This window comes from Ureibacillus chungkukjangi, assembly GCF_044795995.1.
GTDB classification, from domain to species: domain Bacteria; phylum Bacillota; class Bacilli; order Bacillales_A; family Planococcaceae; genus Ureibacillus; species Ureibacillus chungkukjangi.
The window spans coordinates 3,195,258-3,221,708 of record NZ_CP085009.1 but is presented as its reverse complement, the minus strand read 5'-3'; the positions used below and the strand labels follow the sequence as shown (position 1 = coordinate 3,221,708).

Annotated in this window: 22 protein-coding genes and 1 riboswitch; of the genes, 9 read left to right on the top strand and 13 right to left on the bottom strand. The window is 37.4% G+C overall.

From position 1 onward, the window contains the following. The first annotated feature begins 197 nt into the window (after positions 1 to 197). The gene (locus LG296_RS15985) at positions 198 to 3,407 is read left to right on the top strand and encodes a DEAD/DEAH box helicase (RefSeq protein WP_107936556.1); all 3,210 of its coding nucleotides are present in this window, start codon (positions 198 to 200) and stop codon (positions 3,405 to 3,407) included. Positions 3,408 to 3,460: 53 nt separating this feature from the next. Here the strand turns inward: LG296_RS15985 and LG296_RS15980 are convergent, their stop codons facing one another. Both LG296_RS15980 and LG296_RS15975 read right to left on the bottom strand, forming a co-directional pair. Next, the gene (locus LG296_RS15980) at positions 3,461 to 3,613 is read right to left on the bottom strand and encodes a diguanylate cyclase domain-containing protein (RefSeq protein ID WP_181418084.1); all 153 of its coding nucleotides are present in this window, start codon (positions 3,611 to 3,613) and stop codon (positions 3,461 to 3,463) included. Positions 3,614 to 3,618: 5 nt separating this feature from the next. After that, complete coding sequence (locus LG296_RS15975) at positions 3,619 to 5,037, bottom strand: sensor domain-containing diguanylate cyclase (protein WP_107936560.1); 1,419 nt, start codon at positions 5,035 to 5,037, stop codon at positions 3,619 to 3,621. Positions 5,038 to 5,270: 233 nt separating this feature from the next. Next, positions 5,271 to 5,351: riboswitch (cyclic di-GMP riboswitch) on the top strand. A gap of 59 nt (positions 5,352 to 5,410) precedes the next feature. On the opposite strand from LG296_RS15975, the gene LG296_RS15970 reads away from it, so the two are divergent. Together LG296_RS15970 and LG296_RS15965 are read left to right on the top strand one after the other, a co-directional pair. Then, positions 5,411 to 6,682: a DUF5667 domain-containing protein gene (locus LG296_RS15970; protein WP_107936562.1), complete on the top strand. Its 1,272-nt coding sequence runs from the start codon at positions 5,411 to 5,413 to the stop codon at positions 6,680 to 6,682. A gap of 279 nt (positions 6,683 to 6,961) precedes the next feature. Further along, on the top strand, positions 6,962 to 8,101 hold the full coding sequence (locus LG296_RS15965) for a SpoIIE family protein phosphatase (RefSeq protein ID WP_107936564.1): 1,140 nt from the start codon (positions 6,962 to 6,964) through the stop codon (positions 8,099 to 8,101). Between the two features lie 48 nt (positions 8,102 to 8,149). Here the strand turns inward: LG296_RS15965 and LG296_RS15960 are convergent, their stop codons facing one another. Together LG296_RS15960 and LG296_RS15955 are read right to left on the bottom strand one after the other, a co-directional pair. Next, positions 8,150 to 9,007 (bottom strand): protein-glutamate O-methyltransferase CheR, encoded by an 858-nt coding sequence (locus LG296_RS15960; protein WP_107936566.1) that lies wholly within the window; start codon positions 9,005 to 9,007, stop codon positions 8,150 to 8,152. Next, on the bottom strand, positions 9,000 to 11,834 hold the full coding sequence (locus LG296_RS15955; RefSeq protein ID WP_107936568.1) for a response regulator: 2,835 nt from the start codon (positions 11,832 to 11,834) through the stop codon (positions 9,000 to 9,002). The genes LG296_RS15960 and LG296_RS15955 overlap by 8 nt, the downstream gene beginning before the upstream one ends. Before the next feature lie 287 nt (positions 11,835 to 12,121). On the opposite strand from LG296_RS15955, the gene LG296_RS15950 reads away from it, so the two are divergent. After that, entirely contained in the window at positions 12,122 to 13,033 is a 912-nt protein-coding gene (locus tag LG296_RS15950; protein ID WP_107936570.1) for an LD-carboxypeptidase, read from the top strand. A 226-nt stretch (positions 13,034 to 13,259) separates the two neighbouring features. On the opposite strand, the gene LG296_RS15945 is transcribed toward LG296_RS15950, so the two are convergent. After that, on the bottom strand, positions 13,260 to 13,772 hold the full coding sequence (locus LG296_RS15945) for a hypothetical protein (RefSeq protein WP_107936572.1): 513 nt from the start codon (positions 13,770 to 13,772) through the stop codon (positions 13,260 to 13,262). A 5-nt stretch (positions 13,773 to 13,777) separates the two neighbouring features. Next, positions 13,778 to 14,473, bottom strand: a complete 696-nt coding sequence (locus tag LG296_RS15940) for a B3/4 domain-containing protein (protein WP_107936574.1) — start codon at positions 14,471 to 14,473, stop codon at positions 13,778 to 13,780. 81 nt (positions 14,474 to 14,554) lie between these two features. On the opposite strand from LG296_RS15940, the gene queG reads away from it, so the two are divergent. After that, positions 14,555 to 15,688 (top strand): tRNA epoxyqueuosine(34) reductase QueG, encoded by a 1,134-nt coding sequence (queG, locus tag LG296_RS15935; protein ID WP_107936576.1) that lies wholly within the window; start codon positions 14,555 to 14,557, stop codon positions 15,686 to 15,688. 271 nt (positions 15,689 to 15,959) lie between these two features. Then, on the top strand, positions 15,960 to 16,433 hold the full coding sequence (gene trmL, locus LG296_RS15930) for a tRNA (uridine(34)/cytosine(34)/5-carboxymethylaminomethyluridine(34)-2'-O)-methyltransferase TrmL (RefSeq protein WP_107936578.1): 474 nt from the start codon (positions 15,960 to 15,962) through the stop codon (positions 16,431 to 16,433). A 46-nt stretch (positions 16,434 to 16,479) separates the two neighbouring features. Here trmL and LG296_RS15925 read toward each other — a convergent pair whose 3' ends face one another. Together LG296_RS15925 and LG296_RS15920 are read right to left on the bottom strand one after the other, a co-directional pair. After that, positions 16,480 to 16,893, bottom strand: a complete 414-nt coding sequence (locus tag LG296_RS15925) for a VOC family protein (protein WP_107936580.1) — start codon at positions 16,891 to 16,893, stop codon at positions 16,480 to 16,482. Positions 16,894 to 17,696: 803 nt separating this feature from the next. Beyond that, positions 17,697 to 18,584, bottom strand: a complete 888-nt coding sequence (locus LG296_RS15920; protein WP_107936581.1) for a VOC family protein — start codon at positions 18,582 to 18,584, stop codon at positions 17,697 to 17,699. 367 nt (positions 18,585 to 18,951) lie between these two features. Here LG296_RS15920 and LG296_RS15915 point away from each other — a divergent pair, with 367 nt between their 5' ends. Then, positions 18,952 to 19,152, top strand: a complete 201-nt coding sequence (locus LG296_RS15915) for a hypothetical protein (RefSeq protein ID WP_235867674.1) — start codon at positions 18,952 to 18,954, stop codon at positions 19,150 to 19,152. Between the two features lie 41 nt (positions 19,153 to 19,193). Here the strand turns inward: LG296_RS15915 and LG296_RS15910 are convergent, their stop codons facing one another. Further along, positions 19,194 to 20,807, bottom strand: coding sequence for a long-chain fatty acid--CoA ligase (locus LG296_RS15910; protein ID WP_251400943.1), 1,614 nt, complete (start codon positions 20,805 to 20,807; stop codon positions 19,194 to 19,196). A 302-nt stretch (positions 20,808 to 21,109) separates the two neighbouring features. Here LG296_RS15910 and LG296_RS15905 point away from each other — a divergent pair, with 302 nt between their 5' ends. Beyond that, positions 21,110 to 21,898, top strand: coding sequence for an aldo/keto reductase (locus tag LG296_RS15905; RefSeq protein WP_107936625.1), 789 nt, complete (start codon positions 21,110 to 21,112; stop codon positions 21,896 to 21,898). A 452-nt stretch (positions 21,899 to 22,350) separates the two neighbouring features. Here LG296_RS15905 and LG296_RS15900 read toward each other — a convergent pair whose 3' ends face one another. The 4 genes from LG296_RS15900 to LG296_RS15885 all read right to left on the bottom strand — a co-directional run bounded on the left by LG296_RS15900 (position 22,351) and on the right by LG296_RS15885 (position 25,012). Further along, complete coding sequence (locus tag LG296_RS15900) at positions 22,351 to 23,187, bottom strand: RluA family pseudouridine synthase (protein ID WP_107936585.1); 837 nt, start codon at positions 23,185 to 23,187, stop codon at positions 22,351 to 22,353. Positions 23,188 to 23,267: 80 nt separating this feature from the next. Continuing rightward, positions 23,268 to 23,741: a thioredoxin family protein gene (locus tag LG296_RS15895; RefSeq protein ID WP_107936586.1), complete on the bottom strand. Its 474-nt coding sequence runs from the start codon at positions 23,739 to 23,741 to the stop codon at positions 23,268 to 23,270. Then, complete coding sequence (locus LG296_RS15890) at positions 23,738 to 24,166, bottom strand: disulfide oxidoreductase (RefSeq protein WP_107936588.1); 429 nt, start codon at positions 24,164 to 24,166, stop codon at positions 23,738 to 23,740. The genes LG296_RS15895 and LG296_RS15890 overlap by 4 nt, the downstream gene beginning before the upstream one ends. Before the next feature lie 219 nt (positions 24,167 to 24,385). Then, on the bottom strand, positions 24,386 to 25,012 hold the full coding sequence (locus tag LG296_RS15885; protein WP_107936590.1) for a GntR family transcriptional regulator: 627 nt from the start codon (positions 25,010 to 25,012) through the stop codon (positions 24,386 to 24,388). Between the two features lie 316 nt (positions 25,013 to 25,328). Between LG296_RS15885 and LG296_RS15880 the strand changes: the two genes are divergently transcribed. Continuing rightward, positions 25,329 to 26,444 (top strand): GAF domain-containing sensor histidine kinase, encoded by a 1,116-nt coding sequence (locus LG296_RS15880; protein WP_107936592.1) that lies wholly within the window; start codon positions 25,329 to 25,331, stop codon positions 26,442 to 26,444. Positions 26,445 to 26,451 lie beyond the last annotated feature (7 nt).

The following is a 26,451-nucleotide window of genomic DNA, read 5'->3' as shown; positions in this document are numbered from 1 at the left end:
TTTCAGCTGAAAAGAAGAATTCCATTGGGATTCTTCTTTTTATGTATTATGAGTGGGCAACTAATATTATTATGGATTGTCTTGTAGACGTTATTTTATATAAATGGTACTTTTCCTACATACTATCTCCATTTCTCGAACACTTTCCAATTCCATGTTAAAATAATCTAAAACCACTCTAGAAAGGGGCAGTCTACATGGATATCCAATTAAATTTAAAAACCATTAAAGATATGTGTGGTGCCTTCTCCTTTAAAAGAGGGGACTCTTTTTATCGTGCGGGAAAAGTTAAAATAAGCAACCATTCCTCGGAGGTTTGCGAGGCTACAGTCAAAGGAACAGAGGACTTTCATGTCAAGGTTGAAAAAGCCAGAAATGGTGGATTTCAAGCCTCTTGTAGTTGTCCAACCCTACCGAATTTTAGGCACAGCTGTCAGCATATTGCAGCAGTACTAATCTCTCTTTATGAAATGAAGAAACAAGGGATTGCTCCTAGTAATTTACATATAGACCGCTCAAAAGAACATGAGCTAACAGATGATTTCATGACACTTTTTACTCAGGAAAAGAGTCGGAAAAGTGGACATCAGCGTCATTTTGAGAAGCGAGAAATGATAGAAGCGCGTTTTAATATAAAGCCATTATTAATTCATAAAGAAGAGTATTTATTTGGAATTGAACTAGATATTGCTTCAGTAAAGGTCCAAGATATCCGACAGTTTTTAAGGGATGTTCGTAATGGGAAGAATAGTTATATCTCACCATCAGTGAAATATAATCCAGACTTACAATGCTTTGCAACTGAAGTAGATGCACTGATTCATCAGTTAATTCATGTTGCCCATGATGAAAGCGTCTATTTAGAGACAAAATCAGATGTGAGCGGGTTCACAGTGAGTCAAGAAATTTTACTGATCCCTCCATCTGCATGGACCAAGCTAAAGCCAATACTATTAAACGTACCATTTGTAACATTGGAGCAGGAGGACTTTTCTTATACCAGCCTAAAATTTCAGGATGATCCTCCTCCGATAAGCTTTTATTTGGTGGAGGATCAGCAAAATTTTCAGCTCCATATGAAGGGGTTTAATAAATTAATAATTATTGATGCTTATAATGTCGTCCTCAGTGAGGGCAAAATCTATCAATTAGACGGACAGGACTGTGATCGATTAGTTCAGCTAAAGAAGATGGTGGTAGCCCCATCAGCCAACGTCATACCGATAAATAAAGATCAAATTGATTTTTTTATGAAAAAAGTGGTGCCAGGCTTGAAAAAAGTCGGAAATGTACAGCTATCTAGAGGCGTAACAGAACGTTTTATGAAAACTCCTCTTGTTGTTAAGGTTTACCTGGACCGTTTAAAAAATAGACTACTTGCAGGTCTAGAATTCCATTATGAAAACATGATCATTCAGCCATTAGAAAGCCGTGAAACCCCTATTGGTCCACTGATAGTTCGCGATCTTGCTAAAGAAGATGAAATCTTAGAGCTAATGGTGGACAGTGGATTTACGATTACTGAAGGCGGCTATTATATGCAAAATGAGGAGTTGGAGTATGAATTTCTTTATCACACTGTTCCAAAGCTTCAAAAGCTTGCACAAGTTTATGCAACTACTGCTGTACGGGTTCGTATTGTTCGAGAAAATGCCTTTCCGAAAATAAGAGTGAAGGTTCCAAAAGATAGAACGGATTGGTTAGAGTTTAAGTTCGAGATGGACGGTATAGCAGATAAGCACATTAAGGAAATGCTTAAAGCCCTAAAAATCAAACAGAAATATTACCGTCTACCGAGTGGCTCATTGCTGTCGCTAGAATCCAAGGAAATGGAAGAGGTGCGCCGTTTTTTATCGGCAGTTCCAGCTCAGGAGGATGGTTTTGAGTCTAGTTTAGATATGCCGATTATAGAGGGACTGAAATTTTTTGATTTAATAGATCAAAGTGAAGTTTTCTCGCCTGAACAATCCTTCCGACAATTCGTTGATCAATTATTGCAGCCAGAAAGCTTGGATTTTGATGTCCCAGAAAGTTTAAATGCGATACTAAGGGATTATCAAAAGCAAGGATTTAAATGGATGAAGGCACTTGCAAGCTACGGTTTTGGAGGGATTCTAGCAGATGATATGGGGCTTGGAAAGACGGTGCAAAGCATTACGTTCATTGTCTCTGAGCTTGCTAATATCCGCGAACAAAAGCTTCCGGTACTTATCGTTTGTCCTTCGTCTTTAACCTATAACTGGCTCCATGAAATCGGTACATTTGCGCCAGAGCTTGAGGCCATAATTATAGATGGAAAAAAGACGGAGAGAGAAAAGCTATTGCAGGAAGTGGATGTGGTGGATGTCATCATTACATCCTATCCATTGCTGCGAAAAGATAGTAATTGGTATGAAAAGCAAGCGTTCCATACTGTGTTTTTTGATGAGGCTCAAAGCTTTAAAAATCCATATACTCAAACAGCTCGAACAGTGAAAAAAATAAAGGCCAAAAATAGATTTGGTTTAACAGGAACGCCAATTGAAAATTCACTTGAAGAGCTATGGTCACTCTATCATGTTGTATTCCCACAGCTTTTCCAGGGGCTTGAGGAATACAGTCATCTAGCAAGAAAATCGATTGCTCGCAGGGTACGACCATTCCTGCTTCGACGTGTTAAATCGGATGTATTACCAGAGCTACCAGAAAAGTATGAACAGCTTGATATCTCCGAGCTGCTTCCTGAGCAGAAAAAACTCTATACGGCTCTTTTAGCTAAGCTAAGAAATGATGCATTAAAGCATCTCGATAAAGAGACCTTCCAGAAGAATCGAATTCGAATCTTAGCTGGACTTACAAGACTGCGCCAAATTTGCTGTCATCCAGCTTTGTTTGTTGAAGGCTATAAGGGAGGATCTGCCAAGTTTGAACAGCTCCTACAAATTCTTGAGGAGTCTAGAGCATCTGGTAGAAGGGTTTTGATTTTTTCCCAATTTACTAAAATGCTAGAGCTTATTGGGAGAGAGCTCACGATTCGTGGGGAAACGTATTTCTATCTGGATGGACAAACCCCCTCTGAAGAACGAGTGGATTTATGTAATCGATTTAATGATGGGGAAGAAAATCTCTTTTTAATTTCCTTAAAAGCTGGTGGTACTGGTTTGAACCTCACTGGTGCAGATACCGTAATTTTGTATGATCTATGGTGGAATCCAGCTGTAGAAGATCAAGCAGCAGATCGTGCTTATCGAATGGGGCAGAAAAATGATGTTCAGGTTATTAAGATGGTAGCAAAAGGGACCATTGAAGAGAAGATGAATGTGCTCCAAGGAAAAAAGAGAGATCTTATTTCTGAGGTTGTTGAGACAGATGCGAAAGTCTCACCAACTCTAACAGAAGAGGATATAAGAGACATATTGATGATTTAAAAAGGTTCTACTATTTCAGAAATGAGATAGTAGAACCTTTTTTTATTGATAGTTTACACTTTATCCTGCCATATTGTTGTTTGGTTTCTTCCATTAGCTTTTGATTGGTACAAAGCTTTGTCAGCAAATAAAAACAAATCATCTAACGAATTGGTATGGGATGGAAACTCTGAAATTCCAATAGAGATAGTAATTGGTTTTCCCACTGGACTTATTGTATTAGAAGTTTAGTACGAAGCTCTTCCACAAGGTAATATGCCTCAGAGGTACTAGTATCTGGAAGAATTAGTAAAAACTCCTCTCCACCATAACGGAAAAATCTATCCTTCATTATATATATGGATTGTATGATTTTAACAAAAAACTTTAAAACCTCATCTCCTAATTGATGTCCATACGTATCGTTGATCTCTTTAAAATGATCAAGATCTATTAGAACTAAAGAAAACAATTGTCCATTATTTGCTAAATTCGTAATCACTTTATTTAGTTTCTTTCGATTAGGCAAACCGGTCAGAGTATCCGCCATAGACTGTTCTAATAGTAGACTATTATTGTTTTCAACCGCATGTATAGCGATAATTAGACTCTTAGTTAAAAGATCTGCTTCCCGATTCCAATGTGATTCGAAAGTGGGAGGCCGGATTTGCTTATCGTTACCAAATTGATTCACAACGTCTGCTAATTCAATAAATGGTTTAGCCAACTTTCTAGCAAAACCAAGCGAGATTATTAGTAATAGAGAAAAGGGAAAAAGAATTATTATAAGTAAATTTTGAATATGTTTTTTTAAAAGTGCATCGACATATGAAGCCGGTGTTTGTTGTATTACACCCCAATCAATCTCTGGTATATAACTATATGCAGCAAACATGGGTATGCCTTCTGAATTTTTCACGAACTGCATACCGCTTTGTCCCTGTAAAAGCTTCAAAATAATAGGGTTTTCTATTACACTTTCCCCAATACGTTTTATATCGGGATGAAATAGTAGCTTTCCTTCTGGTCCAACTACATAGTAAAAAGAACCGCTATTATCGATTATTGTATCATTGCCTAAAATTTCATTAAGAACATTTTGTTCTTGTAAATAAACAGAACCTCCAATTATGCCTCTGTAATTACCTTCATTATCATAAAATGGTTCACTCATTAAAACAATCATTCGACCAGTAGGTGCTTTAAATGGTGATGTTAGCATCGGTTTTCTTGCATTTACTACATCTTTTGTAACTTCTGATGAATAATCGCCTTTTACACCCTTTATCATAGGTGTAACATTACGAACAAGACCAGTTTCGTCTATCCATAATAAGGAATTGAAGTATTGGCTGGTATTCCTCACCAGCTCTAGATTCTTTTGGATTTCATCATCTGTCATCGATGGATCTAAAAATTCGCTAGTTTCTTGTAAACTCATTCGCATTAGTTTGAATAAGGAGTTTACCGAACTACTTAATTTTTCTGCCTTTGAGAAATTAAGGGATAAATATGAATCAGATAATGATTTCTTCTCAGATTGATAAGATGCGAATAATAATATAAAAGTAGTAAAAAGTACTGATAAACTAATTAGAGTCATTAATAATGTTGTAAGTTTAATTTTTTGTTTCGATTGAATTATTTTCATAAAATACCAATCCTATAGAAATTTATTAATCTTGGAAAACATACTAAGTTTATCATATAAAATTTAATTGTATTCGATTATATTAAAAAGATACTGCCCTTTATTTTCCTCTATTGGATTATTAAACTATCGTGTTGATTATCTATATAATATTGGGAAATATTTAATCTAGTATTTTTATATTAAATAACTTATATTTAGATTAAATGATGCGAACGGTGATTAAGTTCCTCATTTGTAAAAGGCAAATCTATTGAAAGATAGATACGCAAAGTCACAGATCTACGGGAAACTATGATGGCTGGACTACCAAATGAAGAATACGAATCATATAGGGTGATTCTAATTTCTTCCAAAAAATGGAGGGACTTTAATGTCTAATTTTAAATTGAAAAATATTTTCACTACAGGTGTTGTAGCGGCTACTTTAGTAATAGGATCTACACAGGCTTTTGCCGATGAGGAAGCTGTCGAGGAAGTACAAGAGGTTGTCCAACAGGAAGCAACAGAAGAGGTAACACCTGTTTCAACTGAAGAAGTAAATGAAGAAGTAGAAACAGATGCAACAGCTAATGAAGGGGAAACTTCTGAAACAGAAACGACAGGTGAAGAACCGGTAGAAGAAGAGACAGTTGTAGAGGAACCGTCTTTACTGCCAGGGGATTTCCTTTATTTCTTAAAAGAGTTTACTGAAAGCATTAAGCTAGCAATAACTTTTGATGAAGAAAAGGAAGCAGATATATTATTAGCTTTAACAGAGGAGCGTATTGCTGAAGCAAAGGCTTTATTTGAGGCTGGAGAAGAGGATTTAGCAAAGGAAGCTTTAGAAAAAGCCTTGGAACAACAGGAATCAGCGCTTGATTTATTAGAGGATGCAGAGACATCGGTTGAAGATTCTTCTTTAGAAGAGGGAGTAACTGAAGAGACACTTCAAGAAGAAACAACAGAGGAAACTGCTGGTAATGAAGAAGTCACAACAGAAGAAGACTCAGATCGTGTAGCTTTGATAGCAAAGTTTTCAGCGAATATTGTAGCACTACAAGCAGTACTTGAAAAAGTAAGCAACCCAAAAGCAAAAGAAGCCATTGCTAAAAATATCGAAAAAGCCCAAGAAAAGCTAGAAAAGAAGGTAACGAAAAAGCTAACTCAACAAGAGAAAAAGCAGCAAAAGGCACAAGTGGAGACAGCAGAAAACCCAACAAATACTGAAGCTGTAAATACTACAGAAGATGCTTCTAGCGAAAATCCTGAAGCAGAAGAATCAGTTAAAGCTAAAACATCAAAAGCACCAGCAGCTGTTGAGGCTAAATCTGTTGAGAAGGAAGAGAAATCTTCTTTATCAACTGTGAAAACAACAGAAGTAAAACAAGCTCAAACTCCAGTAGCTAAACCGGTTGAAAAAATGAATAAGAGTGAAGAGAAAAAGACAGAAACAGTCGAAAAGCAACAAGTGAAGTTAGAAGGAAAGCAAGCACAGGCGGAGCAAAAGCAAGCTGAAGCACAGGAACACCGTGTGGAAAAGCAACAGCAGCAGACTGAAAAACAAGCAGTAAAACAAGAGCAAAAAAATGAGGCTAATAAAGCGCAAAACGGTCAAAATAAATCGCAAGAAAAAGAAAACAAAGGCAAAGGGAACGACAAATAAGTTTCTTTGAACTTAATAGATTTCTACAGAAAGCTGAACCACTTCTCCAGATTTTTTGGAAGAAGTGGTTTTTATTTATAAGTTATAGGGAAATAGCATAAAAGTGAAAGCTAGTAATCTAATTGTAATGTACATTTAATTACGATTTCTAAAAGCATTTTTGTATAATAAAAGGATATGAATAAATTGGAAAAATAGAGATAGATAAAAGATATATTTGTATTACTAAGAGAGATTAAATGCTTTGAACCAAAAAAAACTGGAATAGGGGAAATAAAAGTGACAATTCTTCTAGTCGATGATAATAAAGTGAATTTATTTGTTATTGAAAAGATTCTAAATAATGTGGGCTATAATGACTGTGTTTCATTAACCTCTGCTCATGAGCTTTTTGACTATCTACAATTTGATGCACCTGCTTCATCTACTAAGCATGTAGATTTAATATTGCTCGATATTATGATGCCTGAAATCGATGGAATTGAAGCATGTAAAATGCTTAAAGCAAATGAGCGCTATAAGGATATTCCGATTATTTTTGTCACAGCATTAGACGATAAAAATAAATTAGCACAAGCCCTGGATTTAGGTGGTATCGATTATATAACTAAGCCTATTGATAAGGTTGAGCTACTTGCGCGTATTCGAGTGGCTTTGCGCTTGAAGGCAGAGTTAGACTGGCATACTCAGCATGAAAAGAAAATCCAATATGAACTAGACCTTGCAACAAATGTACAGAGGAGTCTACTAAGCCCACCTCTGAAAGAGAGTAAATTACAGGTGGAGGTATCCTATCTACCATCATTTAATTTAGCAGGTGACATGTACTATTGGTACAAGATTAATGATCATCGCTACGCTGTTATTCTTTTAGATATGATGGGGCATGGGATTTCAGCATCACTGCTATGCATGTTTATATCCTCTGTATTAAGAGAAGCTATCAAACAGATAGTTGACCCAGCAGAGGTAGTAAAAGAGCTTAATCGTTATATGGCACAATTACATAATGAAAAGGAATCCATTCCATATTACTTTACGGCAATCTATTTAGTTATAGATACTGAAGCTAAGTCTATTGAGTATGTTAACGCTGGACATCCTCATGGGTATGTCAATATTGATGACAATCGAATTATCCCACTAGATCAAGGAAGCTGCGCCATTGGTTTTTTTGATGATATAAAAGTGGAAAAACAAATCCTTCATTATGAAAAAGAGGCTCAGATTGTCTTATTTACTGATGGCTTACTAGAGGCGATAAATCCTGATGAGTTTGAAGCTGAGGATCGAGTTAAAAAGCTTACACAGCAAAAGTGGAGCGGATCTCAAATGCTATTAGACGAACTTTTGCCAAAGGAAAAACAAACTAACCAACCAGATGATATGTGTCTTGTTCTATTAAATATTCAATCTTAATAAAAAACGGATACCCCTTTAAAATGGAGTATCCGTTTTTTTAATATACTATTTTATTTTTTGGTAAATGCGTTCGGTGCCATTTACTTCTTTGTAATTAGACATGATATCTATAAAACGTAGGGTTTCCTTGTCGCCCAAACCAAGGAATCCATCAGCCATCAAGCTTTCATAAAATAAACTGTGAACTTGATTTTGCAGTAGCTGTGTAAAGTAGATAAGCACATTACGGCAAATGATAATATGAAATTCATTAAATGATTGATCGGTTACTAAATTATGCTGGGCAAAGCTGATATTCTTTAATAATGAATTATGAAAGTAAGCATTTTGTCTATCTGTTTTATAGTACTTGGAAAAAGATTCTTTCCCTCCTGCAAGCTGATAATTTTTTGTATAGGCCTGCATTTTGTGGATAGGAAAGACCCCGTTTTTTGCTTTTTCTAAGACATCCTCATTCATATCAGTTGCGTAAATCGTCGTTTTCTCCATTAACCCTTCTTCTTCCATTAAAATGGCCATGGAAAATACCTCTTCACCAGATGCACAGCCTGCATGCCATATACGAATTTCTGGATAGTCACGCAGCTTCGGAATCACTTCATTTCTAAAGGCTTTAAAGAAGGATGGATTCCGAAACATTTCCGTAACGTTTATCGAAAAATCATTTAAAATTTGTTCCAAATAGCTTGGGTCGTGGATAATTTTATTTGTTAGCTCAGTAACCGTAGAAAGGTTACTAACCCTCATTCGATTATGGATTCTGCGTGTAATGGAAGAACGATTGTATAATCGAAAATCATATCCGGATAACCTAAAGAGTGCTTTAAGCAATAAATCGACTTCAAGGTCTGTAAATTCAGTGTTTAGATTACTATGTGATTCAAAATCAGATAGATTACTCATCGTTCTTCATGCTCCCTTGTGAAACTAACCATACACGTAAAACTGAGAATAATTGTTCTAAGTTAATTGGCTTACTGATATAATCCGATGCGCCGGCCTCGATACATTTATCGCGGTCAGTCTTCATGGCTTTCGCAGTAATCGCTATAATTGGAAGCTCCGTTAGCTGTAAGTCCTGGCGAATACGGGTCATTGTTTCATAGCCGTCCATTATTGGCATCATAATATCCATTAATACTAAGTCGATATCATTATTGGATTTCATAATCTCCAAGCATTCTACGCCGTGTTTAGCTACTAAAATATTAATACCATTGTGTTCAAGAGCCGTTTTAAGCGCGTAAATATTACGGTTATCGTCATCCACAATTAGGACGTTTTTCCCTTCAAAAATATCAGTTTCCGTAACGAGTGAAGGGAAGTGTGGGATTGCTGCAGGCTCAAGGACTTCCTCTGGTTTTATGAGTTCACCCTCAATGGCGATATCTTCAATTACTTCTGCAGCAGCAACCTCGTCATGTGTCATTTTAGAGAGGTCTTTGTTAATCTCTTCTAAACACTCATTACTTAAACCATCTTGTAAGCTTGGTAGAACTAAAGTGAAGGTACTTCCTTTGCCTTCCTCACTTTGCAGGTCAATCCAGCCACCAAGAAGTTTTGAAAATTCCTTACTGATGGATAAGCCAAGCCCTGTACCACCATATTTACGAACAGTTGCACCATCTGCCTGCTGGAAGGATTCGAAAATAAGCTGATGCTTTTCTTTCGAGATCCCAATTCCAGTATCGACGATGGCTATTTCAAGCCATTCAGGACTTAATTGTTTCATATCGGTTGAAATCTGTTGTTCATTTAGCTTATTTATCGCTAATGTAACAGATCCTTGCTCTGTAAATTTAAATGCATTAGATAGTAGATTTTTCAATATTTGATTGAATCGTTTTTCATCTGTATGGAAAATATCATCCACATCTTCTGATTTGATAATATTAAACTCAAGATCTTTTTGTTTCGCAACAGGGGAGAAGGTTTGCTCCAATAAGTGTGGAAGCTCATCCATATTGACTTCTCCAAATAATATATCTAATTTACCAGCTTCAACCTTTGATAAATCTAAAATATCATTTATCAACGACAATAAATCTTGACCAGATGAGTTAATGACTTTAGCAAATTCTGCCTGTTCTTCTGTTAAGTTGTTATTTCCATTTTCACCAAGCATCTCAGAAAGAATAAGAATACTGTTCAGCGGTGTGCGTAATTCATGGGACATATTCGCAAGGAATTCTGATTTATAATTAGAGCTTAAAATAAGCTGTCCTGCAGTAGCTTCAAGCTCCTTCTTAGCTATTTCAAGTTCCTTCGATTTTGCTTCTGCATCTTTTGTTCTTTCTTCAAGCTGTTCGTTAATAATAGTTAACTCTTCTGTTTGCATTTGCAATTCTTCAGATTGAGATTGTAATTCTTCTGACTGTGTTTGCAATTCTTCTGATTGAGCTTGAAGTTCTTCTGTCATTGCTCTAGATTCGTTTAATAGACGAACAATTTCCATTCGATCAATAATACTATTAACAGTTAAGCCAAATGATTCTAGGATATTTTCAACCAGTTCAATTTCTAATGATTCAAAATCCTCTAAAGAAGCAAGTTCAATGACTGCAATGGTTTTATCCTCGAATTTAACTGGAACAATTAAGATGCTTTTCGGAGGTATTTCACCGATGCCCGTATTGATAAGGCGGTAATCCTTTGGCAGGCTATTCGAATGGAATACTTGCTGACGTACTGCAACCTGACCTATTAATCCCTCACCGAGCTTAAAGGATTCTCTTCCGATATCTTCACCTGTACCAGAAAATGATGCTGTTTTTATATATTCTGTGGAGTCCAGGTTTTTATTTGCTACATAAAAAGCTCCATAAAGTGCTCCGGTGATGTTCGTTATTTCTGATAAAAAGATTTCCGATAGTTTATTTATTGAAGAAACCCCTTGGTACTTGGTCAATAGAGCTGCGAGGTTCGTTTGTAACCATTCTCGATTTTCCATGTTATCAAGTAATTCGTTTGTAGCAATGGCTAGGTCTTTAATTTCATCATTTGTGGTTACTTGTATACGTTCTCCATAATCGCCCTTAGAATCAGTAATCCTATGTATTGAATCTTTTACATTTTGTACTGTCTTGATGATAGAGTTTGAAACAGTTGTCGCAATAGTAATCGCTGCTAGCGTAACAATGATAAGAAAGACAGTTAGTGCAATGCTAATTCTCGAATTTCGAGAATCTAATTCAGATGTAAGTGCAGTAATAGACTCGTTTTCAGCAATTCTAAATTCTTCAAATTGCTGTTCCATTAACTCGAGATCAGAGCTTCCTTCATCTTCAGTAAAATGCTGAGTAAGCTCTTCTGTTTGTCCATTACGCTTCATATCGATAACTGGATCTCCGGCAGTACTAATCCAGTGATTAATAGTCGCCTTGATAAGTGAAAGCTTTTCTAGCTGCTCAGGACTATTGTTTAATAAGGAATATAATGTTGTATAATCCTTCTCCCAATTTTCTCCTGCTTCATAATAGCTTTCGAGATAGCTATCATCACCTGTGATAATATATCCACGTTTTCCAGCCTGCATTTCTAATATATTTCTTTCAATGTTATTAGAAAGCTTTAATACCTGGGAGTCATACTGTATAACCTGGTTGCGTTCATTCTGTAATGAGCGCATCTGGGTATTCAAAAATAACGCAGACACTATTAAGGCAAGAACGATAATTACATATCCAAAGGTAATTTTCGAACGTATGCCTAAGTTTAATTTACTTTTCATTCCGTTTCCTACCTTTTCCAATGATTTCTTTAAGTTTATTATAAATACTGCATAAATTAAATAGATTACGTTTAAAAACTAGTATTTTATTATACATTTAGAACCAAAATACTAGCATCCCTGACTATTACCCGTATTTTTTAACTATAAACCTTTATTTTAAAACTTTTTTAATTTTTTTAAGGGCAAAATATATGGGAGCTCTAATTTACATATGATTGGCGAGTTTGGAGAGATAGTATTATAGTTTAACTAAATGAATAATAACTTGGGTAGGAGAAGGATTAATGAAAATTAGACCACAAAGATTATCAGTAGGTGATACAGTCGGAGTTGTAGCATTAAGTGGACCACTTGCGATGGAGTATTTACCTGAAAAAATAGCCTTACTAGAAGGACTCGGGTTGAGAGTTAAAATAGGTGAGTCTGTTGGACTTACAGGCAAATATTTAGCAGGTAAGGATGAGGAACGTTTAAATGACCTACATAAAATGATTCAAGACCCTGAAGTAAAGGGTATCTTCTGCTTAAAAGGGGGATATGGGGCAGCTCGGATTGCCGACCGAATTGACTACCAATCATTAACTGAAAATCCAAAAATCTTTTGGGGCTTTTCAGATGTTACCTATCTCCATACAGCTTTTCAGGAGTACTCCAATATCGTAACCTTTCATGGTCCAATGCTTTCATCTGGAGGCGCTAATGAATTTTCAGAGCTTTCGAAGAGAATGTTCCAGCAGTTATTTTCACCGTTTGAAATTCAATACGATGAAAATCTAACGCCATTACAAACACTAGTTCAAGGAAATGCGCGTGGGGAGTTAACTGGAGGAAATCTAAATCGTTTGGTGAGTACGTTAGGCACGAAATTTGAAATTGATACAAAAGGGAAAATCGTATTACTCGAGGATATCGGTGAGTCGATTGAAAATATTGATAGCATGCTAAATCAGCTTCGTCTTGCACGTAAACTAGAGGAAGCAGCTGGATTTGTTATTGGAAACTTTACTGCAATCCCTGACGGAATATTAGAGGATGTGTGGTCGCTTCTGGAGGAATATCTAAAACCACTTGCAAAACCTACAGTAGCAGGCTTTATGATAGGGCACTGTGAACCAAATATCGGAATCCCGCTAGGTGTTGAGGTAATTTTAGATGCTGATTTAAAAATGCTGAGAATTCTCCCTGGAGTTGAATAATTAATGTAGAAAAAGAAAAACCACGATTAAACGCTAAATTAGCCGTAATCGTGGTTTTCTAACGTAAGTACCGTCAATATAAGATTACACTGAGTTTTTGAGCCTTCACTATAGTTGGTTATTAGTTAACGGTCACAAAGTAACAGGTAACAGGTAATCGGTATGCAGACTATTTGAAAGTTGTTGACAGTACATACGCCTCGGGTTGGAGTCTCACCGCACCGAGTTAGATATAAGCAGAATCATCAAATTCAATTTCAACCTGATAGTTCTTAGCGTTGATGAGATTCGATAATCGGTGTGCTTCTTTTTCTATTTCTATTGAACGTTTTCGGTATTCTTCAGGGTCATACAATGCCACATTATAGAAAATAACTGATTCACTTGCAGTATAGAATTGTTCTTTTTCCGAGTGGCTAAGCTGCTTATATAGACCGGCTTCAGCTCGTAATTGGGAAGCAAGTTCAATCGCCTCTACAATAGGAAGCTCTTCGCCCTTAAAAGAAACCAGATTATCTACATTAGCTCGATATATAAGCTTATCTAGTAAACGAGAATCCTTGCGAACCTGTGCGAGCTCGGCTTCTACTTCTAGGATTGGTCGACCAGACGATTTTGGTTGTTGTCCCTTTTCGACAACGGCATGTGAAACCTGATGTATTTCATGTATCAGCTCTTGGATTTTTTTCGTTAAAATACTTTTTAGCTTAACGCCTTCTGCTAACGGTATCTTTTTCATAGCAATCACCCCTCTATTGATATATGTAGATTATTGTTATCTAGTAAGTAGCTCTTGAAGTCACCGCCATTTACTTGTGTGAACATTTTTCCAGCAGTGGCCAATAGTTGCTGGCACTCTGATTCATCTATGGATGGTCTTAGATAGAAAATTTGAATGGCTTCAGTAGTTTCTTCTGTAACCGCTGTTCTTTTTGAATCAACAAAAGGGCTACCAAAGGCTCCTACTTGATCTTTACTATATAGGATTTTATTTAATGAATTATAGCGACCGTTTAATCCCTCATATCCTGTTTCTTCATGACCTAAAGATATTTCAATATCGCCAACTAGCTTTTCCATATCATAGATACCAATCGGAATTTCATATAGAAGGGAGAAAAAGTTATTAAGATCAACTGCAGAGTGGAATGGCGTTAAATAGTTCTGTTTTGAAATTCGGCGCATTAAGCTCTCGGCAGAGTGTCGATAACGGTTCGGATCAGCTCCAAATGACTTCCAGACAGCACGCCATTCAGCAATTCCTTCTCGTTGTGTAACTGGATTTTCTTGCAGCTCCAAATACAGGTTTTCCTGGTAAAGCTGTGTGCGGCCTTTTATCATTTGAGGAGATTCTGACACGACAATTTTGGTATAATGGATAATGCCGATTTTAAATTGGTCGTTTGTTTGAAAAAGTGCTTTGTCTAATGAGATGTTCAAGCAAATCACCTACAATTTTTTAATTTCACCGTAATTAGCGGATATTATATATTTTACCAAATAAAGGAGATGAATGCGAAAATGAAAATCGACCAATTGCAAAAAGATTTAATAGATTACGCAAAGTCTATTGGTGTAGACAAAATCGGTTTTACGCATGCCTCTCCCTTTCATGAAATGAAAAATCGATTGAAGCGTCAGCAGCAGTTGGGCTATCAATCGGGTTTTGAAGAATCCGATATCGAAAAAAGAACAGAGCCCAAGCTTTTGTTAGAAAGTGCAGAAAGCATTATTGCCATTGCTCTTGCGTATCCCTCTAAAATGCAGGATGCTCCTACAGGTAAAAAGGGAGCACGTCGTGGTATTTTTGCAAGGGCTTCATGGGGAGTGGATTACCATGTTGCTGTAAGGGAGCGTTTGAACCTAATTGAAGAGTGGCTGAAAGAGCGTATTCCTAATGTTCAAACGAAATCGATGGTTGATACGGGGGAGCTTGTGGATCGAGCAGTTGCTGAACGTGCTGGCATTGGCTGGAGCGGCAAGAATTGCTCTATTATCACCCCGGAGTTCGGATCGTACGTATACTTAGGAGAAATGATTACCAATATTCCTTTTAAACCTGATATACCAATTGAGGATGAATGTGGCGATTGCCGACTTTGCCTAGATGTCTGTCCTACAGGTGCTTTGGTCGAAGGTGGTCAGCTAAATTCACAGCGTTGCGTAGCCTTCCTAACGCAAACGAAGGATTTTTTACCTGACGAGTTTCGGAAAGAGCTAGGAAATCGGATATATGGCTGCGATACATGCCAAACAGTTTGCCCGAAAAATAAAGGGAAAAGCAACTGGATTCATGAGGAATTCAAGCCGGACCCAGAGTTAGTAAAGCCCTTATTACAACCAATACTTCAAATGTCAAATAAAGAATTCAAATCTCGCTTTGGCTACATGTCAGGCTCCTGGAGAGGAAAGAAGCCAATTCAGCGTAACGCAATTATTGCCCTAGCACACTTTAAAGAAGAATCAGCGGTGCCGGATTTAATCGCCATTATGAATAAAGATGAGCGCCCAGTCATGCGAGGCACAGCCGCATGGGCAATCGGGAAAATTGGTGGTGCTGATGCAGAAGAAGCACTAAAGAAGGCGCTTGTTGTAGAGCAGGATGAGGAAGTTCTTAGTGAGATTGAGAAGGGGCTAAAGTTATTGGCTACTTGAGGGGAGTAATAATGCTTTCGCTGGAAATGGAAAGAAGCAACGTGGGTGCCGGATTACTTGTGTAATCAGAAACGGTTTTATGTGATCATAACCGGAGCTAAGTGATCACAACCAGTCAAGTGCTTATAAACGATTTTAAGTGATCAGAATAGGTTCCATGTGATCAAAAAGAAGTTTAAGTGACCACAAACCAAGCTTATCCGCGCACAAATTCGTTTAAATGATCATAAAAGTGCAGTAGAAATTTAGTTATAAAGGGAAGTGTCATGATTTGCCATTGCATATCGTCTTATATCAACCAGAAATCCCAGCCAATACGGGAAATATTGCCCGTACTTGTGCAGGAACAAATACATCCTTACATTTAATCCGCCCACTTGGCTTTTCAACGGATGACAAAATGCTGAAACGTGCCGGATTAGATTATTGGCATTCAGTCAATATTGTTTATCACAATAGTTTAGAAGACTTTATGGAGTATTCGAAAAGTGGTGAGGTATTCCTAATTGAAACTTACAGTGATGAACCATATTCGAACCACGACTTTAGCGATAAAGAAAAAGATATTTATTTCATGTTTGGGAAAGAGACAACAGGTCTGCCGAAGGATTTTGCCTATGAACGTCGCGATAAATGCTTGAGAATCCCGCAAAGTGATCATGTGCGCTCGTTAAATTTATCAAACACAGCAGCCATCATCATTTACGAAGCATTACGTCAGCAAAGTTTCCCAGGATTAAAATAGAGAAAAGCTCCATTAGTGTAATTCGGTTACACAATGGAGCTTTATTTTATATTCCGTTTGTATTCATCAGGACAATACGCCATCCATCGGGGTCTTCTATGGTAACCCCTTTTTCTTCCCAATATCCATTTTCAGGAGCGACCTCTGGATACCCCATATTCATTAGCCGCTTTGCAATTGCATCAATTGAATTTTGATTCGGCATATAAAATACAAGTAGATTATCTTTGCTCGGTGCAGGACAAGGGCTACCATCATCATGCTGTGTAAATTCCAGATGGTAACTTGAATCAGGCATACCTATTAATAAACCCCTATATCCTCGATGCCCAGTAAAGGAACCGATTTTCTCTAATCCAACTCCATCACAATAAAACTTTTCCAGCTCTTCAATTTGGTCTGTGGGCCTTGCAACACGTACCTGTACTACTGGCAATTCTGTTGGCCAATGAGTGCTCATAAAAACTCCCCCTTTTTTTCTATTTTAATTGGTACAAGGAAGAGAATATATTCGCCATTTGGCTGAATTGGAATAGCCTGTCACTGCATGAATAGGGGAAAGCGTTTGTTTAGGGGAAGAGAGTGTGCATGGCTCAGTGTCCGAAAGCCGAAGAAACGCTGGTTTAAGGGACAGAGAGTGCGGCTCGTTGTTCGAAAGCAGAAGATTCTCTTGTTTAGGGGAAGAGAGAGTGCAGATCATTGCTCGAAAACCGAAGAAACGCTGGTTTAGGGGAAGGGAGGAAGCAGATCATTGCCCGAAAGCCGAGGAAACACTGGTTTAGGGGAACAGAGAGAGCAGCTCATTGCTCGAAATCCGAAGAAACGCTGGTTTAGGGGAACAGAGAGAGCAGCTCATTGCTCGAAAGCCGAGGAAACGCTGGTTTAAGGGAACAGAGGAAGCAGCTCATTGCTCGAAATCCGAAGAAACGCTGGTTTAGGGGAACAGAGAGTGCGGCTCATTGCCCGAAAGCCGAGGAAACGCTGGTTTAAGGGAACAGAGGAAGCAGCTCATTGCCCGAAAGCCGAGGAAACGCTGGTTTAGGGGAACATAGAGAGTAGCTCAGTTCCCGAAAGCCAAGGAAACGCTGGTTTAAGGGAAACAGAGAGAGCAGCTCATTACCCGAAAGCCAAAGATTCCCGTGTTTAGGGGAAGAGAGAGCAACACACATTTCCCAAAAACAACAAAGCGCCACTACAAATAAAAAAAGGTAACCCAATCTAAAGACTTAACAATGAAAGTCTTTAATGAGTCACCTTTATGAATCAAGTTTCATCCAAAGTAAAAACAATACGTATCCCAGATGGATCAAGGGTTGAGAAGGCTTGAGCCCCGCCAAACTTTGACGCTCCTTCAAACGCTTCAACTCTAGCACCCAATGACTTCAAGTTTTCCTTGATTTTATCTGCTTCAGCTTCGTTACTGAGCACAATTGTGAATGATTTAAGTCCGACACTGTTTTCGGGAGCTGGAGAGCCGTTTAAGCTTTCCCATGTATTTAAACCGATGTGATGATGATATTTGCCAGTAGATAGGAATAATGCTTGGTTTCCGTAACGGGTTACAATATCGTAGCCTAAAGCCTGTGTGTAAAATTTTTCGCTATCGGTTAAGTTGGCTGCTGATAAATGGATGTGACCCATAACTGTACCTGCTGGCAGGCCATTCCATTTACCGTCTGCGTCACTTAGAACGGATTGAACATTAACCTGTTCAGTTGTCATGTAAACCATACCATCCTCATGCCATAACCAATCCTGCTCAGGTCTATCAGAATATACTTCAATACCATTGCCATCTGGATCGTTTAAGTAAAAGGCTTCACTTACATGATGATCACCAGCGCCAACACGCTCATTTTTCTGAATGATTTGCTGAATGAAGTTACCAAGATCCTTACGAGTAGGGAGTAATAGAGCAAAGTGATAAAGTCCTGTCACGCCACGGCGCAATGGAAGGGCAGCTGGTACTTCCTCTAAGGATAGTATGCTTGTCGTGCCGTCAAAGGTTAAAACAGCAGACATCTTTGTTTGCTCTAAAACATTAAATCCTATGATGTTTTTATAATAATCAAGTGAACGTTCTAGGTTTGATACCTTTAACTGAATATGAGAAACATACATATTAGGCTTTTTATGAAAATGAGTGGGCATAAATCATGTCTCCTTTAAATTACTTTATGTGACTTAGTGCTTGTAAATTTATCATGCCAATAGCTTATCCGAAATGAAAAACGATATAAAAAGAAGCCTGGATAACTCGAGTTACCCAGGCTTCTTAGATTGAGATTACTTGTTTGATGTGTAATCGCCTTCATAACCAGCTGTAAAGATAGCGATTAAGAATGCTACTGTGACACCAAGAATTAATACTAAACCCATGGAAGTATCCTCCTTGTGTATATAAAATCTCTCTATTTAGTATAGCTCAAATAAAAAAACTTTACTACTTTAATTTCTCATAATGAATAAGGTTCAATTCAATTTAATTGGGAACAATATAGAAAGGAGGCTGATAATTGTGGGACAAGAAAACGATAAATCAATTTTAAGTGGAACAATGGCAAATAATATGGAAGACTTAATTTTTCTTGGAAAACAGATGGAACGGATGCGTGATGGAGCACAATTAGAGGAAGATGAACGTTTCCCAGACCCTATACAATTTGATGAGCTCGACAACGATAATGATGAAAAAGAGAGTCTTACGCGAAAAAATTAAAAGTATTTAGGGGTGTCCCCAATAGGAGATACCCCTTTTTGTTAAGCGTTCACTTGATAATCTTTTAACTCATCTCTTAGCTTAGCTTTTAAGAATTTACCAACAGATGTTTTTGGAATTTCGCTCAAGAAAACAATATCATCTGGTAGCCACCATTTTGCGAATTGTCCATCGAGATAATTGATTAATTCTTCTTTAGTCACTTCTTTTCCTTCCTTCAAAACAACGCAGGCTAATGGGCGTTCTAGCCATTTTTCGTGAGGAATGGCAATAACAGCTGCTTCGAAAATTGCTTCATGTGTCATTAAAGCATTTTCTAATTCAACTGATGAAATCCATTCACCACCACTTTTGATAAGATCCTTCGTACGATCTGTAATTTTAATGTATCCTTCTGGAGTTACAACGGCAATATCACCAGTGTAAAGCCATCCGTCCTTAAATGCGTCAGCGGAACGTTCGTCTTTATAGTATTCATTTGCTATCCAAGGGCCGCGTATACGAAGCTCGCCCATTGTTTGCCCATCCCACGGCACTACACCACTCTCATTCACTATCTCAGTATCAAGTAAAGGTACCGTTAACCCCTGAGAAGCTCGAATATCTAATTTTTCCTCTGCCGTCCAGTCGTCCATAGCAGATGTGTAATTTGATAGTGAAACAATCGGAGAAGTTTCAGTCATTCCGTAGCCTACGATATATGGAACTTTAAATTGCTCTTCAAACGTTTTGATTAATCCTTTTGGTGAAGCAGAGCCTCCACAAACTACAGCTCGTAACGATGAAATATCTCGAGGATTTTTCTGTTGTTCGTGTGCTGTACCTAACCAAATCGTTGGGACACCTGCAGTTAAGGTCACCTTTTCTTGCTCGACTAAGTCAAGAATCAAGGCTGGTGTGAAGGCTGGACCTGGCAATACCTGAGTTGAACCATAAGCAACACCTGCAAATGGTAATCCCCAAGCATTCGCATGGAACATTGGAACAATTGGTAATAGCACATCCTGTTCACGAACGCCCATACTGTCAGCAAGCCCAAGTGCTAGAGTGTGGAGAACGATTCCTCTGTGAGAATAAACTACCCCCTTTGGCATCCCCGTAGTGGCACTTGTATAACACATTCCTGCAGGAGTATTTTCATCTAAATCCTTAGGGAAATCAAATGTATCTTCACTTTCAGCAAGTAATTTTTCATAGGAATGAATATTAGGGAAGCTTGATGGTGGAATATCCATATTATCCTGCATTACGACAATATGCTTCACCGTTTTAAGATAAGGAATTGCTTTTTCAAATAAAGGGAGTAGATCACCATCGATTAATAAAATTTCATCCTCAGCATGATTAATCACATAAATAATGTGCTCAGGTGATAAACGGATATTAATCATATGCAAAATGGCGCCAGCACAAGGTACTGCAAAATAAGCTTCCAGATGGCGATGGTGATTCCATGCGAAAGAGCCGACCTTTGTTCCTTTTTTCATACCTAGCTTTGTTAAAGCGCTTGCAAGTTTTCGTGTGCGCTTCACATATTCCTTATAAGTAATGCGATGAGTGGTATCTGTACTAGTTCTTGAAATGATTAATTTCTCGGGATAATATTTTTCCACCCGTTCTAAAAAGCTTGTTAACAATAACGGTGTATCCATCATAAATATCAGCCTCCCTAAATTTACATAACAAACGGACGTAAGAATAAGAAAATAGTCCTTTATTATTTATATTTAAATAAATTAATAGTTAGAACGAGAAAATATACAAAAATACTAGAAAAATATAACGTTTATGAGAGTCGAGAATAGATAGTTTCTAGAAATGAATAATAATAGTGGCAAATATTAATGCGATTGTTTTAGTATGTTTGTAATTCATCATATAATGGTGATAGAAAAGATAGGAGTGAGTTAAAGTGACAGTAGTGATTCCATCAAAAACATTGGCTAATGGAGTAAATATGCCATATTTAGGCTTAGGCGTTTACAAAATGACGGACAAAGAAGAAGCAATTCAAGCAATGAGTAAAGCCCTTGTAATGGGATATCGTGCAATTGATACAGCTGCGCTTTATTACAATGAGGAAGAGGTTGGGGAAGCGATTAGCTCTTCTGGCATCCCGCGCGAGGATATTTTTGTTACAACGAAAGTATGGAATACCGATCAGGGCTATGATCAAACATTACGTGCCTTTGAAACATCACTGAAAAAACTAGGTCTTGAATATATAGATTTGTATTTAACGCATTGGCCAGTAGAAGGTAAATTTGTGGAGACTTATCGTGCAATTGAACGCCTGTACGAGGAAAAGTTAATTCGCGTGCCAGGTGTATCGAATCACCATATACATCATCTTCAAATGCTATTTGCAGAAGCTAATACAAAGCCAATGGTAAATCAAGTAGAATTACACCCGTATTTATCTCAGGAGCATTTAAGAGCTTTTTGTACTGAAAATAATATAGCGGTTACTGCTTGGTCGCCATTAGGTCGCGGTGGTATTCTTCAGGATGAAACTATTATGAAAATTGCGCGAGATGTAGGGAAGTCCACAGCACAGGTAATCCTGCGTTGGCATTATCAGCAGGATATCATTTCCATTCCAAAATCAGTAACACCGAGCCGTATCGAAGAAAATGCACAGGTTTTTGATTTTGAATTGTCTACTGAGCAAATGGCAGAGTTAGATAAATTGAACAGAAATCAACGTTTCGGCCAAAACCCAGACAGCTTTAAGTTTGATTTTTAATTCTAGAAAAATGGGCAGCCTGTTATTGAGCAGTGGTTGCTCTTTTGGAATGAGAAGAATGGAAGAACCGACTAAATAATATAGGAAAAGCGTGGAGCTGCATTTTGGAAAGCTGGAGGTAGCCATGCTAATTTCTATATTTAGATAAACGAACAAATCCTTAAGCGGAAAATTTTCGGTTAATGCATATAGTGAAGGCTTAATTAGCAGATATAAGCGAAGAAATTTCGGTTAACGGTCTTAAATTAGACAAAATACAAGGATTTGAGCAATATAGAAGGAAAATTTTCTTTTATTTAATGAAAAAAATTGCATATTTTTTGATTTAAGCGGAAATTTTTCCTTTATTTCAACACACTTTAACCCAACCAGTATAGGAGATCCTGAAACATAAATTCAACGATAAAAAATAGAGTGTAAAATCACAGTGATTTTACACTCTATTTCTTAATTTATTGATCCTTCACAACTATCCGCTTATTCAAGAACGGATGGTCAAATTCTAATTGGATGGCGTGTAATTCATAATCGCCAGAGGCCGTTTGTCGCGCGTCATACATCGTGTCCCCAACAATTGGATGGCCGATATGTGCCAAGTGAACACGAATCTGATGAGTACGCCCCGTTTCAAGCACTAAATTAACTAGACATGTACCCTTAAAGCGTTTTACCACTTCAAAATGGGTAATTGCTTGCTGACCAGTTGGTGAAACGACACGACGAGTTGCATGGTGACGGTCTTTTCCGATTGCTTCATTAATCGTCCCACTATCCTGACGAATGTTTCCTTGTACTTCCGCCTCGTAGGTTCTCACAATCGATTTTTCTTCAATCATACGGTCGAAAATAGATTTTGCAATTTGATGCTTGGCTACTAATAATAAACCTTTCGTTCCAAGGTCAAGTCGGTGAACATGCTCAGCATAATGGCCACCATTTTCTTGGATATGGGCAATTACGTGATTCATGCATGTATCTACATCCCACTCGTCATTTGGATGGGTTGCCATTCCTTTTGGCTTGGACACAATGAGGCAGTGCTCATCCTCGTATTGAATTGTCAGCTCACACTCATCTGTTGGTCTGTAATTTGAAGAGGGAACTTCAAATTTAAATTCCAGAATAGTTCCTGTTTTCAGAGGATCCTTCCATAATACAGGAGTTCCGTCGGATAACGTCACCGCTTTTGCCATACGTAGCTCATGCACAATTTTTTTCCCAAGGCGCCATTTCTCACGCAGTAATTCTTCTACAGTTAAACCATCTTGTACGATTTCATATTGGAACATATTTTTACCTCCAAAATAAGAATAATCGTGTCCAAAAATGAACACGATTATTCATCACTTCTCTTAAATTTTATCTTGCATTATGATTTAGTTTGCTCTAAAAAATCATAAATTACATCTGGATTTTTAGAATAGTCGCCAATAATACGATTTACTTCCTTACCATCTTTGAAGTAAATTAAAGTTGGTGTCGACTCAATGTTGTATTGGTTCCAGCCTTGATCATATTCTAAAAGATTATATTGATCAATGTGTACGTCAACTTCATCGGCGATTGGCATAAGAGCAGGAGTCATTGCCTGACAGTGAATACACGTTGGGCTGAACATATAAGCAACTACAGGTTCACCTGAGTCAATTTTTTCTTCTAGCTCTTCAGGTAAAATGATATTTTGATAATTTTCATTATCAAGTAAATCAATTGTTGCTTGATCTAAGCTATCGGTATCATAAGGATTGTCCTTTAACTTATCTTGATTTGCTAAGTTTGTTAGAATAATGATAGCTGCAAAAAGTACTACGACAACTGCGCCTAGAATTCCCAATTTTTTCATTGTTTTTCTCCCTTCATAACTTTTATCATATAGAAGCTAGTAATAGCGATTAAGATAAACGCAACGCCAGCTAAGAATGGTATGGTAATAAAGCCGAACATATTAATGTATTGTCCTGTACATGGAACTCGTCCACATGCGGGAGCTGATTCTGATAAGAAGTCGAGCTTTTGAATACCATAATGATAAAGAGAGATGGCACCACCAATGCATGAGAAGACTGCAGTTGTGACCGCAATCCGTGCATTTTTTTGTATGTAAGCTACGGTTGTCATAAGCAAAATTGGATACATAAGAATTCGTTGATACCAGCATAACTCACAAGGCTCGTAGCTGCGTATTTCAGAAAAATATAAGGAGCCGAGTGTTGCTACTAATGACGTTAGCCATATAAATAGCAAACTATTTTCTAGTTTTTTATTCATTTAGCATCTCCTGAAAATCATGTTCTATTGAAGATAAGTAAGTTTAAAGCCTTATTATCCACATAAGTACAACTAAGCCAAATCCTAAAAAGCAATTAGCCAAGTTTACTAACAGTTTTGATTATAATTTGTTCGCAAATAGAAGTAAATTATTTTGAATTAAAAATAAATACACATAGGAGTGAATTTGACAATAATATGAATCTGCTTTCATGGTTATTAAAAAATACTAGAGTAGCGTAGCATATATTTCAGGTCCATCTCTAGGTGTTTACGCATTAATTCGGAGGCTGATTCACCATTTTTTGAGGCGATTGCTTGATAGATTTCTTCATGCTCCTCATATAATAAGGGTCTTTTGTTTTTTATAAGTAAACGGCGATATAAATAGAAAACCGTATTCAATTTTTGAATTTCCTCTAGCATCACAGGATTATTACATTCTGCAAGTATTAGATCGTGGAATTTCTTGTTTGCGCTTACAATTTCATCGATACTACCATTTTTGGATTCCTTCAAGATTTGCTTTAATTGGCTTAATTTTTCTTTTGTCATGTTTTCGGCCGCTTTTTTGGCCGCGTGACTTTCGATTAATGTGATTAACTCTGATGAGTAGATTAAGTCTTCCTTTGTGGGTTTATAAACACGTTTGTTTTTGATTAAACCTTCTTGTTCGAGATGTCGAATTGCTTCTCTTATAGGTGTTCTACTAACCCCGATTTTTTCAGCTAACCGTTCCTCCACAAGCTTTATACCACCTATTAACTCACCGCTTAATATCAAATTTCGAATTGACTCATAGGCTAAACGATAGGCATTTGTGGTACTTGGATTTACTACCTGCATTCTAACTCCCCCTTGTTACACATAATACGTCTCTATTATACACCGAAAGTCACACAATATTAGTAAAATTCATAAATTTTAATAATGAAATTAGAGTGAGATTTATCAATTATTCTAAGGGGAAAATAGCAGCTTTTTCTCTATGTTGGACAAGTTATTTATCCAACCCAAAAAAATTCATCCAAAAGTATGAGGGCCATACAAATGCGGTAGGGTGTTATTCAATGATATGATTAGTTAATAAAAAACCTATGAAGGCTTGTTCGAAAAATAGATTACAAATGCGCACAGGGTGATATTGTGAGGTGTACAAAGCTTGTCTGTAAATGATCATTCCAATATAACGATTCTAAAAGAAATTGCAGAGTTACTAAATGAAGAAACTGATTTGATTCCGATGTTAAAGGGTGCTTTAAGCAAGTTTTTAAGAGGAACAAATTTTGAAACCGGCTGGATTTTCTTTATCAATGAAAAAGGGAAGAATGAGTTAATTGCTCATGAAAATTTACCCGAGGCACTAGAGTTTAATAATTGTCATCATTTACAAAAGGGTGGCTGCTGGTGTGTTTCTCGATATCGAAAAAATGAACTGAAAAAGGCTTCCAATATCATTGAGTGTCAACGAATCGAAGCGGCTATCGAATCAAAAACAGGGGATAATGCCGACATTACGCATCATGCGACAGTACCACTGCAATCAGGTGATGAGCGGTTTGGTATTTTAAATGTTGCTTCTCCTAAAACAAATAAGTTTTCAGAAGAGGAATTAGAGCTACTAGAATCTGTAGCCTTTCAAATGGGTTCAGCCATTAAACGTATCAATTTAACGAAGCAGGAGCAGGAAATTGCTTTAGTCCGAGAAAGAAATCGGTTGGCACGAGATCTACATGACTCTGTAAATCAATTACTGTTCTCCGTAACGCTAACAGCACGAGCAGGAATTGAAATGAGTGAAGCCACAGAAATCAAGGATACATTCAAAGAAATTCAACAGCTAACACAGTCAGCCTTAACTGAAATGAGGGCACTTATTTGGCAATTGCGTCCAAAGGGCTTAGAAAGTGGGCTACTAGAGGCGATCAAAGCTTACGCAGAAATGTTAAATATAAATTTGACAGTCAATGTCTCAGGGGTCATCCAATTTCCATCACGGGTGGAAGAAACATTATTTCGTATTACACAGGAAGCCTTAAATAATATACGTAAGCATGCAGGGGTACAAGAGGCAATCATTTATATTACCGTAACGCCAACGGATATATTGCTCGTCATTAAGGATGAGGGAAGAGGATTTGTGATTGATCCAGAAAAGAGTCTTCCTTCTATCGGTTTACAATCCATACAGGACCGTTCAGCAGCACTTGGAGGCTCCGCCGATTGGGTGAGCCAAATTGGGAAGGGAACGGAGCTATTAATCCGTTTACCATATTAGGGGGGAT

Excerpts from the sequence above, each read along its gene's own strand:
- LG296_RS15985 (WP_107936556.1), top strand. The coding sequence starts at position 198 with ATGGATATCCAATTAAATTTAAAAACCATTAAAGATATGTGTGGTGCC.
- LG296_RS15975 (WP_107936560.1), bottom strand. The coding sequence starts at position 5,037 with ATGAAAATAATTCAATCGAAACAAAAAATTAAACTTACAACATTATTA.
- LG296_RS15970 (WP_107936562.1), top strand. The coding sequence starts at position 5,411 with ATGTCTAATTTTAAATTGAAAAATATTTTCACTACAGGTGTTGTAGCG.
- LG296_RS15960 (WP_107936566.1), bottom strand. The coding sequence starts at position 9,007 with ATGAGTAATCTATCTGATTTTGAATCACATAGTAATCTAAACACTGAA.
- LG296_RS15955 (WP_107936568.1), bottom strand. The coding sequence starts at position 11,834 with ATGAAAAGTAAATTAAACTTAGGCATACGTTCGAAAATTACCTTTGGA.
- LG296_RS15950 (WP_107936570.1), top strand. The coding sequence starts at position 12,122 with ATGAAAATTAGACCACAAAGATTATCAGTAGGTGATACAGTCGGAGTT.
- LG296_RS15945 (WP_107936572.1), bottom strand. The coding sequence starts at position 13,772 with ATGAAAAAGATACCGTTAGCAGAAGGCGTTAAGCTAAAAAGTATTTTA.
- queG (WP_107936576.1), top strand. The coding sequence starts at position 14,555 with ATGAAAATCGACCAATTGCAAAAAGATTTAATAGATTACGCAAAGTCT.
- LG296_RS15925 (WP_107936580.1), bottom strand. The coding sequence starts at position 16,893 with ATGAGCACTCATTGGCCAACAGAATTGCCAGTAGTACAGGTACGTGTT.
- LG296_RS15920 (WP_107936581.1), bottom strand. The coding sequence starts at position 18,584 with ATGCCCACTCATTTTCATAAAAAGCCTAATATGTATGTTTCTCATATT.
- LG296_RS15910 (WP_251400943.1), bottom strand. The coding sequence starts at position 20,807 with ATGATGGATACACCGTTATTGTTAACAAGCTTTTTAGAACGGGTGGAA.
- LG296_RS15905 (WP_107936625.1), top strand. The coding sequence starts at position 21,110 with ATGCCATATTTAGGCTTAGGCGTTTACAAAATGACGGACAAAGAAGAA.
- LG296_RS15900 (WP_107936585.1), bottom strand. The coding sequence starts at position 23,187 with ATGTTCCAATATGAAATCGTACAAGATGGTTTAACTGTAGAAGAATTA.
- LG296_RS15895 (WP_107936586.1), bottom strand. The coding sequence starts at position 23,741 with ATGAAAAAATTGGGAATTCTAGGCGCAGTTGTCGTAGTACTTTTTGCA.
- LG296_RS15890 (WP_107936588.1), bottom strand. The coding sequence starts at position 24,166 with ATGAATAAAAAACTAGAAAATAGTTTGCTATTTATATGGCTAACGTCA.
- LG296_RS15885 (WP_107936590.1), bottom strand. The coding sequence starts at position 25,012 with ATGCAGGTAGTAAATCCAAGTACCACAAATGCCTATCGTTTAGCCTAT.